This is a genomic window from Vibrio sp. SNU_ST1, assembly GCF_030563405.1.
In the GTDB taxonomy this organism is placed as follows: domain Bacteria; phylum Pseudomonadota; class Gammaproteobacteria; order Enterobacterales; family Vibrionaceae; genus Vibrio.
This window is the reverse complement of record NZ_CP130749.1, coordinates 1,260,907-1,276,547: the sequence shown is the minus strand read 5'-3', so window position 1 is coordinate 1,276,547 and position 15,641 is coordinate 1,260,907. Positions and strand designations below refer to the sequence as shown.

Here is a 15,641-nt window from a genome sequence, read left to right as displayed (position 1 = left end):
TTTGAACAAGCGGCTTTTTTAGTTTTTATATATGAGCTGACTAGTACGCGACACCAATACGTTGGCTTGGGAACTTGGCAGCTTCTAGTTCATCAATCATCGCAATAGCGTAATCGCTGACGGATATTTTGCTGTTGCCATCTTTGTCGGTTAGCAGTTGGTCGCCACCTGTACGGTAGGTTGATAGTTTCTCGCCCGGGAAGATTTCTGCTGCTGGGCTAATGAACGTCCAGTTAACCTCGCTGTTAGACTGTTTGAACACTTCAAGAGCTTCACCTTGTGCTAGCGCTTCGTTTTTGTAATCCGCAGGGAAGTCAGGAACCGTAACTAACGGAACGCTTGGTGCTACTTCTAATGAGCCTGCACCGCCAACCCAAAGTAGGCGCTCTATACCAATGCTTGGTAATGTTGCCAGCAATTTAGTCGCTGTGCTTTTTACGATGTCGTGATTACCCAAAGCACGTCCACCAATCGAAGCAATTACCGCATCAACGCCTGAGAAAGCGGTCGCTAGACTTGCCGCTTCATCTTGTAAATCAAATGAACGAACCTCAACATCGTTGATTTCTACGCGGTTTGCATCTCTTACAACAGCAACAACTTCGTGTCCGCGAGATTGAGCTTCTTGAGCGATGTGACTACCAATCCAACCTGATGCGCCTAATACTGCAATTTTCATAATGTCTCTCCAATTATCTAATTTATTGAGTCTGTTTTCTCGACAGCCATTGCAGTCTAATAGCTCACTAGGTTGCGATAAATATCGTAAAATGATGTAGATTGTATCTATAAAGTTATCTAATAGGCTTGGTTAAGTCGGTAAGGGAGAGTGTGATGGACAGGTTGACGGCGATGCGTAGCTTTGTTGAAGTCGCAAATTGTACCAGTTTTACTCAAGCAGCAGAGCATTTGGACATGAGCCGTTTACAGGTTTCACGGCATGTTCAAGAGATCGAAGGGTGGTTAAAACAAAGGTTACTGCACAGGACCACTCGAAAGGTGAGTTTGACTGCGGCAGGGGAAATCGCGCTGCAGCGCTGCGAGAAGATACTCCATGAAACCGCAGAGCTAGAATTTACTTCACTCAATCAAACCGACGATCTTTCCGGAACCATTCGAATTGCAGCACCCATTGGCTTAACTCAAAACATGTTGCTGGATGTGGTCGAGCAATTCACGGATCTTCACCCCAATATCACTGTAGAGCTGTTTGCTTCCGACCGTTTTGCTCAGTTGGTGCATGAAAGAATTGATATTGCGCTTCGCTATACCGATCAGCCTGACGATAGCTTGATTGCACGAAAGCTAATGGAAATTGATTCGGTGGTGTGTGCCTCGCAAGCCTACTTGGACAAACATGGTGAGCCTGAAACGGTCGAAGATCTCAGGCAGCACAATTGCTTTCGTCATTTGAGTGTCTCTAAGTGGGATTTTGTTAAGGATAACCAGCATTATTCTGTTGAGGTGTCTGGCACTATCAAGGCCAACGATGTTGGGGTATTAACTCGCGCCGCACAGCATGGAAAAGGGGTTGTTCGCTTACCTTGTGACTTAGCGAATCCATTGATAGCGGATGGTAAACTGAAACGAGTTTTGGATGATTTTGTTTCACCGAGTAGCGTGCTTTGGGCTGTGTATCTATCTCGCAGCTATCAGCTTCCGGTTGTTCGTCAGTTCATTGATTTTGCCGCGGAAGCTTGGGCTAGCGATATCAAGTCTGGGGATGTTTGAAACTTCATAGGCAATGATACATAGCGATAGAAATTTAGAAGCCCATATAAATACAAAAATCCGATATCAATGGTGATATCGGATTTGAACTCAATAATTCAGAGTTCCAGCTCGCTCTCCTCTCACGAAGTCTTTACATGTGATGATGTACGGATAATCGGGTATTTATCACCTTTTCGTTAGTGTCTGGTAAAGGCTGATACAAGCTTTTGGTCATGTCAGATAATACTTGGTCGTAAACTTGCGATACGATGCTAGAAATATCACTGGTTAATTCGTATAAGCTATCTGTCGGTTGGGTTAATTCGTTGCTCGATGCGATCTCTGTGAATGCATGCATCGCACGAGTACAAATCGGTGAGTCACTACTGATAGGACAGGTCATTGATAATTTGTACCACAGAGAAGACAGATAACCGCGAAGCTCGTTTAGGTCGATAGCCAAATAAGTCAATCGATCCAGAAATCAATAGCTCGATAAATCAATAGCGCGATAAGCCGATCACTTTATTACACAGCTTACTCAAAGCCAGTTGATCATGGCTGATCAACATTAGGCCGCAGTTAGCTTCTTTCGATACATCAACAATCAGCTTTAGCGTTTGTGCTGCAGTGATGGGGTCTAATCGTGATGAGGGTTCATCTGCAATTAGCAGTTTTGGGCTCATCAGTAGCGCTCGTAAAATTGCGAACCTCTGTAATTCTCCTCCGGATACTTGGCTTGATGGACGTTCAAGCAAAGCAGAGTCAAGGCTCAATCTATCTAGTAGTGCGGGTATCTTGGACCGGTTTAGCTTGTGAAGCGCACATAAGTCATTAAGTAACGTTTTTAGTGTTGTGTGAGGAGAATGCGCACTGGGTGGATCTTGGTAAAGCTTAAGGCGTTGTCCTTTTTCGATTTTTTGAAGCCAGTCGATATTGCCGGAAAAGTCGTTGTGCAACCCTAGTAAGGTGTCTGCAAGAGAAGATTTTCCACATCCGCTGTCACCATAAATGCCTACTATTTCACCTTGTGATAATGAGAATGTTAGATCTGAAAAGAGTGTTATTTGATCGCGGTAGATAGTTAAACCTTCAACTTCAAGTAGTGGCTTCTGTCCGCTTTGTATGCTCGCCTCTGAGGGAGCTGCGTGATTATCTGATTCATTTGAAGGTTGCGAGGAAGTTGGCTGCTCAAGTGACCAATACTCAGGTTGCGCTCGGATGAGCGCTTTTGTATAGGCCGCTTGTGGCTGCTCTAAAATGGCTTTAGCGTCACCTCTTTCAACAATTTCCCCTTCTTTCATGACAATGATGTCACCACCTAATATTTTAGCCAGCTTAATGTCGTGAGTGATGGTGAGCAGGCCACCGGGTTTGTCATTTTCAAGTTGTTGGCAGTGAGAAAGGAGAAGTTGCCCAACGTGATCACGTCGGCTTTCGTCTAAGCCTTTTGTGGGTTCATCGGCAATTAACAGTTTGCCTCCGGCTTGAGTCGCACATAAATACGCAGCACGTTGCGCCATTCCGCCCGAGAGTTCAAATGGGTGTTTACCTCCATCTTTATCCAGTTCCATTTGTTGAAGTGCACGCTGGGTGAGTGTGTCACTCTGGGAGCGATCTTTGTTTAAAACCAGCTTATGGACTTCGCCTATTTGCACGCCTATAGTACGAAGCGGATTGAGTGCTAACCAAGGTTCTTGAGGTAATAATGCGATTTCTTTTCCCCAAAATCGTTCTCGGTTTAAAGGGTTAAGCTCATCAAACAAAGTAATGTCGCCCTCTGGTTTTAAGGCATCAGGCAATGTGCCCGTGACGGCTGCAGCGATTAGGCTTTTCCCCGCGCCAGTTTCGCCCAAAATGGTGAGCGGACGCTGAGGATATAAATCTAAACTTAAGCTCTGGACTAAGGTTTGAGTATCAGTTTGAATCGACAGGTTTTCAATTTTTAACATTGCGTTCATGCTGCTACTCCTTTATCCGCTTGTTTACCTGATTGCAATTTTTCTTGTTTAGACCTTGGTTCATTATGCGCATGTTTTTTTGAGGATTGCGTGTGACGTTTTCCTTGAGCTAATAAATGAAAGCTTAATACCAGAAGAAAAACGGTCAGTATCGGTTGAATCAAAACCCAAGGGGCTTGGTGGTAGTAACGGAATAGTTCAACCATCATTAAGCCGAGCTCAGCTTCTGGCGGCTTGAGCCCAACATGCAGAAAGCCTAAAGACGCGAGTGCCAGTATTGAATTACCCGTACCAAAACAGAACAGGGTGAATAAATCATTTCGGCAATCTGGCCACAAGTGACGCTTGAATATATACCAGTGGTTGAACCCATAAAGCCGAGAGGCTTCGACTGCAGGCGACTGAATGAGTGACAACGTTCGGTTGCGTGACACGCGGAAAAAATCCACCCACAGCATCAGCGATATGGCGATATATAGAATGAGGAATGATCCCGGAACCATAGCCGCAAAAAGTAAAACAAGAATTAAGCCGGGCATGGCGAGTATCATGTTCACGTTGAATGAAAAGATTTTATCCCACCATCCTTGTTTCCAGCCGGCTATTACTCCCATTGACGTCCCTAACAACGCTGCGGTGGTAATACTGATTAATGCCATGGAAAGTGAGGTGCTGATGGCGTGACTTAATCTTGCCAAATTACTGCGTCCAAAATGGTCTCTGCCTAAAGGTTCTTCGACAGAAGCCGTTGTGAATGCAAGGTCTAAATTTTGCTTGGCAATATCACCTTGATAGACAGTCCGTTCTAGCATGACTAGGCATAATAAGGCGGCTAAGATAATCAGACCTAACCATTGCGGCTTTGTTAAATTCATACGATCTTAACCTTCTTTTTTTCGGGTTCTGCTTGTTGTTTATTAGGTGCAAATTTTGAAAATAAAGCAGAGGGCTTATTCGCGCGTTGCCTTGGATCCAATTGGTAGTTAACAAGATCGACTAAGGTATTGATGACCACAAACAAAAGCCCCATCAGCAACGCAGAACCTTGAATCATTGGAATATCTCGACGGAAAATCGCATGCGCCAATGCATGCCCAATACCTGGCCAGGAGAACAATGACTCGATCATAATGATCCCTTCAATTAGCCCGGTTGCTTGAACACCAACAAAAGTAATAACAGGTAAAGCGATGTGTTTATGAGCGTGATGCTGAAAAGCTTGCGCCTCACTGAGTCCTTTTAAACGAGCGAATAAAAAGTGCGGTGCTGTGATGGCATCATGAGTGGCATTTCTTATAAGACGACTAGACATTGCAGCCAGCGATAGTGCTAAGGCGAGGGCGGGCAAAATGATAAACTCGACTCGACCAAAGCCTGCCACAGGAAGCCAATTCAGCTGTAACGCAAATATAATCACCAAGGCTAAACCTATTAGAAATACAGGTTGAGCTCTTAAGATGATGGAACCTAATAGTGAGAAGTGGTCTACAAAAGAGTCGGTCCGCTTTCCACAATAAATGCCGATTGGGATGGCAATGAGAAGAGAAATGACGGTCGCGACTACTGCCAATAAAATGGAGTGTCCGAGCTGGTGGCTGATTTCATCAATGACGGGGGTACCACTAATCAATGATGTTCCTAAATCAAAATGGAGAAGATCCCATAGCCATTCGAGATATAGCTGCAAGCCAGAGCGATTAAGCCCTAGCTCTTGGTAAACCGCTTGTGCCGCATCTGCATCCACATAATCGTACCCGTATCGACCCGCTGCAATTCGAAAAGCAAAGTCGCCGGGTAGTAAACGCATTAAAATGAAAGTGAGTGTTCCGATACTCCAAGCCACAAAGCCGGCTTGGAGTACTCTTCGGATTAAGATATTAATCATTAATCGTCATCTCTGAGATGCGATAGTTGATTTCAAATGGGTCAAAAGAGAAGTTGTTAACACGTTCATTAACCGCGACTAATTGCGTGTAGAAAGTCACAGGAATCAGTGGCATTTCTTCCGCTAATATGGATGAAGCCTCTTGAGTCATTAGATTATATTGTTCTTGGTTTGGTTCAACCGATAGACGTTGAAGTAAGCTGCTGAACTCATCAGAAGACCAGTTCATTGGTCCCCAGTCACTGCCTTTATGGCTAGCAAAGTCGCGCATTAGTAAGGCTAGGGGATCCGCCGTAGTGCCAAAATTACGTGCCACGAGCGCCATTTCTAAGGTGCCGTCTTTGTGCTTTGATGGAATTGCACTTGAGTTATCGATAGAAACATTCACTTGAATGCCGACTTCTTTAAGCTGAGCTTGAATCGCGGTAGCTACGATAGGCAGCTCTGGTCTATCTGAGTAGGTAGTTAAAGTAATATCGAATGTTTTGCCTTCTCGCGAAAGGAGACCTTCCTCATTTTCCTGCCAACCTTGCCCTGCGAGTAATGTTTTCGCTTGGTCGATATTGCGCTGAGTTTGCTCAAGGTTATTGATGTGCCATGCGCCAAGAGAAGGGGCAAACAGTTGATAGGCTTCAGAGCCTGGGACGCGGACGATTTGTTTTGAAATACCCGTTCGGTCCAAAGCTAAACTGATAGCTTGACGCACATCTGAATGATTCAAAAGTGGGTGTTCATTATTCAACTTAATTAGGATCGTTCTGGGGATAGACTCCATCACTAATTCAACATTCTTTGCTGACTCAAGTAGGTCGATACTGGCTGGATCGAGTGTGTAAACCAGATCGGCTTGACCTGTCTGTGCCAATAAAGCACGGCTTTCAGAGCGATGACCTGCAAGGTAGTGAACATTTTCAATCGAGGCTTTTGTGCCCCAGTAGTCAGCATTTTTTACAACATGCGCTTTATGAGGTGCTTGTAACTCTTGGATTTTATAAGGGCCGGTACCACTAAGTTGTGCCATATTCCCTTGTTTATCAAACGAACTTGGTGCTGCAATCGCCGCTGTGTAATGCGCTAACACTGCCAGTAATGGTCGATAAGGTTGAGATAGCTCTATCACTAGAAGGTTATCTGAAGCCGATATTTCTTTGATGGGTACTCGCTTTAATACGCCAGGTTTTTTTAAAGCGTGAGAAAGAGAAGTTTGAACAGCTTGAGCGGTAAGCGGTGAACCATCGTGGAAAACAACGTCTGGGCGCAATGTAAATTCCCAGCGTAAATTGTTTGCACTAGTTGTCCATTCTTTCGCTAATAAAGGTGTGATGTTGCCTGACTTATCGATAGCAGTAAGCGCTTCAACGACTTGTAACCGTGTAAATAAATAGCCGTTTTTAGACAAATCTTGGTCGGTAAATTCGAAGGGACCAGAAATGTTGAGCGTTGTTGGTTGTGTTTCTTTTGATGGTAAAAATATCCATATGAGTAGTGCACTGATGGAAAGTAGCGCCAGTGCGGCAAGCTTTTTCATGCTTTTGTCCTAGTTATGAGTAATTATTGGTATGTTATAACATAGCAATTGTTCGTTGTTAATGATAATAGTTGCTAATTGGCTCGGTTTTTTATCGGACGTGAGTATGAAAAAAGCCCCACTGAAATCAGTGAGGCTCTAATTTTGGGATGCTATTCAGACGCTAACAGGGTTTACTTGACGGTATCAATCAGCTGTAAAAGCTGTTTGAGTGACAGTCACTATGCGCTGTTTAAAATAAGCTTTGCTCAATTGGTGAGCCTAAATCTATTTAGGTCAATGCGCTTGAGTAAATATCGGGATACTAAGCACTAAGCCAGTTTTAGGTCGAACTCAGTGCGGTACATCACCATATCTTCAATGGTCAGCACTGGCATGTTGTGAAGTTTGCCGAAAGCCACGATCTCTGGCGCTTTTGCCATCGTGCCGTCTGGGTTGGTTACTTCACAAAGTACACCTGCCGATTGAAGACCAGCCATTTGCATAAGATCCACAGTGCCTTCTGTGTGGCCGCGGCGAGCAAGTACACCACCTTTACGAGCGCGTAGTGGGAATACGTGGCCAGGGCGAGCAAGGTCAGTAGGCTTAGCTGTTGGGTTTGCAGCAGTCTTGATCGTTGTTACACGGTCAGCGGCAGAAACACCTGTCGTTACGCCAACTTTCGCTTCGATAGTTACGGTAAACGCAGTTTGGTTTGCGCTATTGTTATCAACAACCATAGGTGGAAGTTCAAGTTGATTCGCTTGCTCGTCAGTTAGACACAGGCACACTATACCGCTGCATTCGCGGATCATAAGCGCCATTTGCGCATTAGTTAGGTGTTCTACTGAGTAGATGATGTCGCCTTCGTTCTCGCGATCTTCATCATCGAGTAAAAGTACGCCACGACCTTCACGTAGAGCTTGTAGTGCGTTTTCAACGCGAGTGATTGGTTCGCCAAATTCGGCAAGTAGTGAAGACTGATTCATGGTTAAACTCCTAAAATATCACCAGAATCAGGGCTGTATGAGGGATCTCAACCGAGCACAACAAAGCCTACTCATTACAAGAGGCTTGTACCAATCGTAGTAAACAACTGGTCATTCTAGCTAGTTAAAATCCTTGATAACGGCGTTAGAATTTTTGACTGTAGAATAACTACTTATCGAAAAATTTTGCCTTGTTCTCAAGCGTTTTTCCTGCGCTATCTCTGATCATTTATTTACTGTGATTGGTATTAGCTCATTATGGTTTTATCCAAAACGAAATGCACCCGCCTAAGTTGGAGGCATGAACCTAATAAATAGGTACACCTTTCCAACTTAAACGAGTGTGTTTTCATTCTCTCTCATCCGGACTATGACCGTCGGCTCTGGCATCTCACCAGATCTGCTGACCTCGACGAATCGAGCGCTCGCGGGCTTATCTTTAGATTTTGCTAAAAACATACCGCCGGTGGGGAGTTTCGCCCCGCCCTGAGAATAAAAATTAATAATCTGTTTTGCTTTGAAAGCAGACCAGATGGTAATCCTTTCAATAGTGGATTTAAAGGACTGACAGCAAAGTTTTTCAGATTCCGGCCTTATAATCGGGTAAGTGTTCACTTTATCAGCAGAACGTGTCCGGCAGTCTTTAGTGGGATAATGCCTTTGTCTCAGCTGGTTTGAGTGGTCTTTGTTGCTCTATGAACATAAGTGGATGTCGAACATTATTGATGCTGGCGTGGCTGTTCACCGAATCAATACTCAAGAGGTCCATTAATCGAATATTGTTACACCATGACGGCTGACTGACCGTTTTGACATAAAATTGATATTGACGATGCTAAGCTGCGATAGCATCCGACCACTTTATCTAAAAGATCTTAGCCATGACTTCTCTGTTCTCTAACAAATCCAAAGGCTTATTACTGCTCGTTCTAAGTTTGTCTTCTCTCGTACCGTTTTTGATCTTTGGATCTAATTTTGACCTTGGAGCTGCGGTTTCGCCTTTCCAAGGCGCATTCATAACGTTTGTGACTTACTCAGCGGGTAATCAAGGATTTTTGGTAACGCTAGCTGTTTTGTCTTTGGTATTGCTCACGATGAAATTTTCTAAAGCTAAGCTGGTCAGCCTTTGTCTGCAGCTCGGCTTGTTGTTGGTTCTCAGTTTTGCAGCAAAAACCTTCTTAAAGCATTCTACGGAAAGCCCGCGTCCTTATTCTGAGTATTTGGTGACGCAAGAAGTTGTTGAAATGCCAGAGCTGTTTTACGAACTGCCATTGGTAGAAAAGAACGCAGCGATTGCATCCGTGAAAGATAAGGTGAGTGAGTGGCGAACACGTCATTGGCTAGGTGAGACTGACTATTCTTTCCCATCTGGGCACATGATTTTCGTTGGCGTGTGTCTAGCGTTCTTTGGCGGCTTGTTCCTAGAAGCGAAGCGCTACTATGTGGTGGGCAGTTTGCTGATTTGGTCTGGTGGTGTCGCGTATAGCCGAGTTTGGCTTGGTATGCACCGCCCTGAAGACTTAGCAGCGTCTATCGCCTTTGCCGGTTTGATCTACCTATTGGTGCCACTGATTCCGACGCAAAGAATAGAACCCTTGTTACCGAGGTTTCTGAGAGATAGCAAATGAGTAATAAACTTGCCTAGAAGAGCACTGGTGGGGCTTTTGAAAGAGAGGAATAAAAAACCGCCTTCGGAGAAGGCGGCTATTTTAAACGATGACTGCTATTGAAAAACTATAGATGCTATTTGAAATTATAATCGCTACACACTACAGGTTTTCGTTCTAAATGACTGTTTTAGTTGGAATTAACGCAGTTTGAACATGCCGACCATTGATGCCAGTCTTTCGTTTACTTGGGAGATATTGTTGGTTTGCACCAAGGCTTGATCTCCATTTTTGTTGAGTTCATTTACAATGTCACTCAGAGCCACCATGTTACGACTAATTTCCTGAGTTACGCTGCTTTGCTCTTCTGCGGCCGTTGCAATTTGAATGCTGAGGTCATTGATTCCCGTTACTTGTGTCGTTAGCTCATTTAAGCTGCTGCCCACTTTCTCGGTGTTATTAAATGTTTCGTCACAAGTCCCTTTCGTTTTATTCATAGACTCTTCGACATTCTTGTTCACTGAAAGCAAACGAGTCAGCGCTTGTTCAATCTGTTGTGTACTCGCTTGTGTTCGACTTGCTAAGGCTCTCACTTCATCAGCTACTACTGCAAACCCACGACCTTGCTCGCCCGCTCGTGCTGCTTCAATAGCTGCATTTAACGCAAGGAGATTGGTCTGTTCAGCGATTTCACCAATCACTGTCAAAATATCACTGATCCCTTTAGTTTCTTGGCTCATGCTTTCTAGGTTCGATGATGTGTTCTCTATCTCAGAAACTAGTGCATTAACTTTCATTTGTGCATCACCGACAGCATTGAGTGATTGCTCCCCGATGTCCGAAGCGACTTTGGTTGATTGTGCCGTCTCGCCAGCATTTTGCGCAACGGTGTCAGCTGTTGAACTCATTTCTTCAATGGCAGTGACAATTTGTTCCGTTTCTTGCACGTGCTGATTTAAAATGTGGTTATTTTCATCTGATTTATGTTCAAGCTGCTGCACATTTTCTTTAAGTTCAGTCGATGCTGCGTCAATTTTTAGCATCAAGTCTTGTATATGTTCGATGAATTGGTTTACACCTGATGCGATCTGCCCTAAATCATCGTGTTTCTTTACTTCGAGTCTCTGAGTTAAATCACCATCACCATTTGATAACCCCGTAATGGTTTCTTTCAACGCTAGGATGGGTTTGTAAAGAATATTGAGAATGAATAACGTGACAACTACGCTGATCAATAGGTAGACAATCGTGATCATAATAGCTTGTTGCTGAGCGACTTCTAGCGCAGCGAATACGACGCTTTTGTCTAATCCAACAAGTAGGTACCACTCTTTGTCACCATAGCTAACCGCATGGCTGAACATCACTTTTTCAACGCCGTTGATACTATAATTAACGATTGTGCTTTCTGAATTTTGTGCTTTTTTTGCTACGTCTTTCAAAGAAGCGTAATCCGTTAATTTGGTGCCCACTTTAACCACACTGGATGTGCTAGCCAGCACCGTCATGTCATTGGTCATCATCATCGAAATAGCACCGTTGAGGTCGATTTCAGAGACAGTGTCACTTAGAACATCGAGTGGAATGTCTGCCAATACCACACCGTTGCCAGCATCTTTACCAATGCTCACCATTAAGGTACCAGTTGTGGAATCTGTATATGGGTCTGTATATACAAGGCTTCCTGAACGCTTACCTTCTTTGTACCAAGCTTTACTACGAGGGTCGTAGCTTGTTGGGCTTTTGTGATTATCCCAGCCCGGGTAATCGAATGACGCATAAGCATCACCATTGTCAAAACCTATCATTAGGTTCGCAACGTCAGCACCCAATGAGCCCACGCGCATTCGCTCGGCGTGTCTATCTTGATAATTATGTTGACGATAATCAGCAGCTACTTTTGCTACTGCTTGTGTTTTCGCTTCTAGGTAAGTCTCAACCTTATTCCCTTCAATGCGAATACGGTCTTGTGTGCTCTGATAAATAGTCTCAGTGAGTGCTTCCTTCTTACTCTGATATGATAAATAGTTGGCTGAACCAACACTTATTGCGATTATTACTGATACTGCGACTAAAAGAACTTGCTTAAATCCAAGTTGTTTCATATGAATGTCCTTAATACTGAGCGTGCTCATCTACCTAGCTAATGATTGTGCGAGTATATAGAGATATAGTGAATGCAACTACGCTCTCAATTGAACATTTAGTCTAATTTGAACAGTCTCAGCTTTGTATACAAAAAAGCTTATGAAAAATGGTTTTTGCAGTAATGGTTTATTGATGGTGAATGAGAGGGAATCGTTACTGCCAGATAGAGATGTTTACGACAGTGTGGTACTGACTTTAAAGCTTAAATAAGGCGCCGTATTAGGGTATTTGAGCATAATGGACAACGTCACTAGTCAGTCATATGAGCTTGCTTATCGAGATGAGTGAGCTGTCATCAAAATAGTTACAAAACGTAAGCAACCTTCAGCACTTACGTTATCTCTATACTAACCAGCTAAGCCTTGCCAGATTGCAGTAAAGCCACTGATAGAACATAACAGTAAAGAACCAATACGTATCTTCTCTTTAGGAATGCTTTGCGTCGTCATTAACGCCACTTTGTAACCCAACCAAGCAGCAGGCAGCAAAGGGATGGTGATGATCAAATGGTGCATAGTGAAGAAGCCAATTGGGATCTGAACAATCAACGAAATGATTGAACTAAAGACAAAAAAGGCAGATAAGTTGCCACGAAGTTGATTGGCATCTTGGTGCTGTAGCAGTAGCGCCATCGGTGGGCCACCAATACCTGAACTGGTACCAAAGAATCCTGAGAAGAATCCCGCGATGCCCATTTTGGCAGGCGTCGGCTCTAACCTAAACGGAAGTAAGCTGACAATCACTGCAAATACCACTAATAAACCTAACCAAAGTGACAACACGCTCGTTGAAACCATCACCAACAAGGCACCGCCTGCCAGTGAGCCTGGAATGCGTCCTAGTAATGCGATTTTTAATCCGCCAATAGAAATGTTTGCACGGTGTTTAAAGGCGTTGAATAAAGAGATGAACAGGCCAACTAAACAGATAGGCGCAGGTACATAGTCTGGTGAAACCAAAAACAACAGTGGGGCAGCTACAATGGCCAAACCAAAGCCGATTGCTGTTTGCACAAATGAGCCTGCAAAAATGAGTACCATTGCTATAAGGGCGGTCTGATCTAGGTATTCCATAAGCCTACGGATTAGTTTTAAAGGAGCAAGTGAATACTATAAATTAAAACGAAAAGAATAGTCTTATTATTCAGTGAGGTTTATGCAAGTTTCGCTAGTTATAATTTCGTTTACAACGGCCAATAAAAAAGAGAGCGAATATCTCAGGATGTTCTCCTTTCAATGTTCACTCTCTTATTGGGTTGCTTAGCGATTTTCGCTGCTTGGGGGGAGTCAACGTTAAACGTTAAGCCATTGCCAATTTCAGTCGCTCAATCGGCTTGTCATTGATGGGTAAATGGATAAGTGCTGCCGCAAATGCCAGTACTACCGTTGACCACCAGATCGGCTCGTAAGACCCGTAGTAATCGTAAATACGACCACCGACCCAAGCGCCTAAGAAACTACCTACTTGGTGAGTAAAGAACACCAATCCGTACAAAGTTGATAGGTAACGGGCACCGAAGATCTGACGAACTAAGCCAGACGTTAGCGGCACCGTACCCAACCAACAGAATCCAATTGCCCCGCCGAAGATAGCTGCGGTTGATACCGTTACTGGTAGAGTCACAAACGCACCAATAACCACAGTACGCACTAAATACAGTGCCGACATTACATGACGCTTACTAAACTTATCGCCCATTACACCCCAGAAGTAAGACCCGAAGATATTAAAGATACCGACATAAGCCAGTGCCATCGCTGCGCTGCTCGCAGGTAAATTCTTGTCTGCTAAGTAACTTGGCAAGTGTGTCGCAATAAACATCACGTGGAAACCACACACAAAGAAGCCTGCATGAATCAACCAGTAACTTTTGTTAGAGAACGCTTCAGACAACGCTTCTTTCAATGTTTGGTTCTCTTCTGCTTGTGCCTGTTTGTTTGATGCCGCTTTTGGCGCACGCATGAAGAGTGCAAAAGAGATCATCAAGCAACACAATACGCCAAACACTTGCATTGCACTCTGCCAGTCGAATTCGTTCAACATGTATTGCGCGCCCGGAATTACCGCGAACATACCAAATGAACCTGCTGCTGTGGTTAAACCAAATGCCTTCGCCGCGTGCTCTGCAGGTACAACTTTCGCCACTGCACCAAGTACTATCACATAACTTGTCGCACTTAACCCAAGGCCAACGAGTGCGCCCAGTGAAACGTAAAGCATGCTTGATTCGGTAGAAATAGAGGTAAGAAGTAAACCCAAACCGTAAGCACATGCGCCAGCAATAATGATGCGTCTTGCTCCCCATTTGTCAGCTGCCATACCAACAAAAGGTTGGAACACACCGAACAACAGGTTCTGTAGAGCAATGGCGAAGCTGAAAAACTCACGGCCGGTGCCGAAATGCTCTGAAATTGGCATCATGAAAATGCCGAATGATTGTCTGATCCCTAGACTGATAATAAGTGTGCCGATCCCAAGCCATACCAGTAAAGGAAAACGGAAAATGCTCATTCTAATACTCTTAAATTAATGGTGGTGATGTGAGTGGTCTTGCGCTGACATGTGTTGGTCAGTCATCTTATGGTGGTGTTCGTGCCCAGAATGCTCATGCGCTGACTGCTGGTGGCATCCACTGCTCACGGCATGCTGGGCCAAGAGGTCAATCAATGGCTGACTGTGATGCACAATAACCAAACTAATGACGAGGAATAGCGTCATTCTGGCAAGTTGGGCAAAAAGAGATTGTGAAAACATAAGGTGTTTACATGCGCTCAATGTTGTAAGAAGTCGCGCATCATAATGACGAGTAGGGTATGTATCAAATGACCTTTTGTGATTTAGTCTATGCGTTATATGCATAGATCTATGCATCGCTGGAATTGGGATGAAACGTGACTAATAAAATAGGAAAACACGAAGCTCGCTGATTATGTGGTAGAAGCGGAGAATTTAGGATGGATATTTAATTTTTTATATATAACTTCTTGCTTTAGTGAAGTATTTAAAGCCTGTAAAAACTAGTATACAAATTAATCACTCAGTAACACTGCGCAATTACTCGACTTATCTGTTAAACATCGTAAATTTGTACTTCAATCGTTTCAACAGGACTGAAACGCGATGTTAAAAGATTCAGGGAGAGTCATTCACATGGATAAAGATCATAACCTTCGCGAAAACTTACTGGCACTGATCTTAGGTAGTGCGCTAGTGTCACTCGGCGTTATCTTTTTCAATCAAGTCGGTTTGCTCACCGGAGGCACGGCTGGTCTAGCGATCTTCATTACCAAAGTTACAGATTTGAGCTTTGGCCAAGTGTTCTTCGCACTTAACTTACCTTTCTATATTTTGTCGGTCGCTCGTATGGGCTGGCGTTTTACCATCAATACCTTTATCGCGGTTTCGATTGTTTCGTTCGCAGTGGATCATTTGTATCACGTGATTCAGATTGCTGAAATTCATGCATTGTATGCAGCCTTACTGGGCGGTGGCTTAATTGGTACCGGCATGTTGGTGATCTTCCGTCATAAGATGAGCTTAGGTGGCTTCAACATTCTGGCGCTGTTCTTACAAGAACGTTTTGGGATTCGTGCGGGCAAGGTTCAGATGGCATTAGATTGCACTATTGTTGTGCTTTCACTGTTTATTGTTGATGTGTCACTGGTTCTACTATCTGTGCTTGGTGCGATAGTCACTAACTTGATTCTAGCGATGAACCATAAACCGGGACGCTATCAACCCGTGGTAAAAGCGGAAGCAGCATAGTTTGGTTCGCTTAAGCAAAGTGATTTGCAGATTATGAAAACAACAAAGCCAGCATCAATTGCTGGC

At 44.0% G+C, this 15,641-nt stretch carries 13 protein-coding genes, 1 pseudogene and 1 riboswitch; of the genes and pseudogenes, 4 read left to right on the top strand and 10 right to left on the bottom strand.

Annotated elements, in window-relative coordinates:
* Positions 1–40: 40 nt before the first annotated feature.
* On the bottom strand, positions 41–679 hold the full coding sequence (locus tag Q5H80_RS19915; protein WP_304569864.1) for an NAD(P)-dependent oxidoreductase: 639 nt from the start codon (positions 677–679) through the stop codon (positions 41–43).
* 155 nt (positions 680–834) lie between these two features.
* Here Q5H80_RS19915 and Q5H80_RS19910 point away from each other — a divergent pair, with 155 nt between their 5' ends.
* A complete protein-coding gene (locus tag Q5H80_RS19910; protein WP_304569863.1) occupies positions 835–1,731 on the top strand; it encodes a LysR family transcriptional regulator in 897 nt (298 codons plus the stop codon).
* A gap of 133 nt (positions 1,732–1,864) precedes the next feature.
* Here the strand turns inward: Q5H80_RS19910 and Q5H80_RS19905 are convergent.
* The 6 genes and pseudogenes from Q5H80_RS19905 to ribB form a co-directional block, all read right to left on the bottom strand.
* Positions 1,865–2,125: pseudogene (locus tag Q5H80_RS19905) on the bottom strand (hypothetical protein); the annotation flags it as partial.
* An 88-nt stretch (positions 2,126–2,213) separates the two neighbouring features.
* Positions 2,214–3,674, bottom strand: a complete 1,461-nt coding sequence (locus Q5H80_RS19900; protein ID WP_304569862.1) for an ABC transporter ATP-binding protein — start codon at positions 3,672–3,674, stop codon at positions 2,214–2,216.
* A complete protein-coding gene (locus Q5H80_RS19895) occupies positions 3,671–4,549 on the bottom strand; it encodes an ABC transporter permease (protein WP_304569861.1) in 879 nt (292 codons plus the stop codon). The genes Q5H80_RS19900 and Q5H80_RS19895 overlap by 4 nt, the downstream gene beginning before the upstream one ends.
* Entirely contained in the window at positions 4,546–5,559 is a 1,014-nt protein-coding gene (locus tag Q5H80_RS19890) for an ABC transporter permease (protein WP_304569860.1), read from the bottom strand. The genes Q5H80_RS19895 and Q5H80_RS19890 overlap by 4 nt, the downstream gene beginning before the upstream one ends.
* Positions 5,552–7,087: an ABC transporter substrate-binding protein gene (locus Q5H80_RS19885; protein WP_304569859.1), complete on the bottom strand. Its 1,536-nt coding sequence runs from the start codon at positions 7,085–7,087 to the stop codon at positions 5,552–5,554. Before Q5H80_RS19885 ends, Q5H80_RS19890 begins: the two co-directional genes overlap by 8 nt.
* A gap of 311 nt (positions 7,088–7,398) precedes the next feature.
* Complete coding sequence (ribB, locus tag Q5H80_RS19880) at positions 7,399–8,055, bottom strand: 3,4-dihydroxy-2-butanone-4-phosphate synthase (protein ID WP_017054827.1); 657 nt, start codon at positions 8,053–8,055, stop codon at positions 7,399–7,401.
* A gap of 347 nt (positions 8,056–8,402) precedes the next feature.
* Positions 8,403–8,553, bottom strand: a riboswitch (FMN riboswitch).
* A 383-nt stretch (positions 8,554–8,936) separates the two neighbouring features.
* Between ribB and Q5H80_RS19875 the strand changes: the two genes are divergently transcribed.
* A complete protein-coding gene (locus tag Q5H80_RS19875) occupies positions 8,937–9,683 on the top strand; it encodes a phosphatase PAP2 family protein (RefSeq protein ID WP_304569857.1) in 747 nt (248 codons plus the stop codon).
* Positions 9,684–9,862: 179 nt separating this feature from the next.
* On the opposite strand, the gene Q5H80_RS19870 is transcribed toward Q5H80_RS19875, so the two are convergent.
* From Q5H80_RS19870 to Q5H80_RS19860, 3 genes are all read right to left on the bottom strand, one after another.
* Complete coding sequence (locus tag Q5H80_RS19870) at positions 9,863–11,767, bottom strand: methyl-accepting chemotaxis protein (RefSeq protein WP_304569856.1); 1,905 nt, start codon at positions 11,765–11,767, stop codon at positions 9,863–9,865.
* A gap of 390 nt (positions 11,768–12,157) precedes the next feature.
* Complete coding sequence (locus Q5H80_RS19865; protein WP_304569855.1) at positions 12,158–12,883, bottom strand: sulfite exporter TauE/SafE family protein; 726 nt, start codon at positions 12,881–12,883, stop codon at positions 12,158–12,160.
* A 226-nt stretch (positions 12,884–13,109) separates the two neighbouring features.
* Entirely contained in the window at positions 13,110–14,321 is a 1,212-nt protein-coding gene (locus tag Q5H80_RS19860; protein WP_304569854.1) for an MFS transporter, read from the bottom strand.
* 29 nt (positions 14,322–14,350) lie between these two features.
* On the opposite strand from Q5H80_RS19860, the gene Q5H80_RS21160 reads away from it, so the two are divergent.
* On the top strand, positions 14,351–14,500 hold the full coding sequence (locus Q5H80_RS21160; protein WP_369809719.1) for a hypothetical protein: 150 nt from the start codon (positions 14,351–14,353) through the stop codon (positions 14,498–14,500).
* A 460-nt stretch (positions 14,501–14,960) separates the two neighbouring features.
* Positions 14,961–15,575 (top strand): YitT family protein, encoded by a 615-nt coding sequence (locus Q5H80_RS19850; RefSeq protein ID WP_017065874.1) that lies wholly within the window; start codon positions 14,961–14,963, stop codon positions 15,573–15,575.
* The last annotated feature ends 66 nt before the right edge of the window (positions 15,576–15,641 follow it).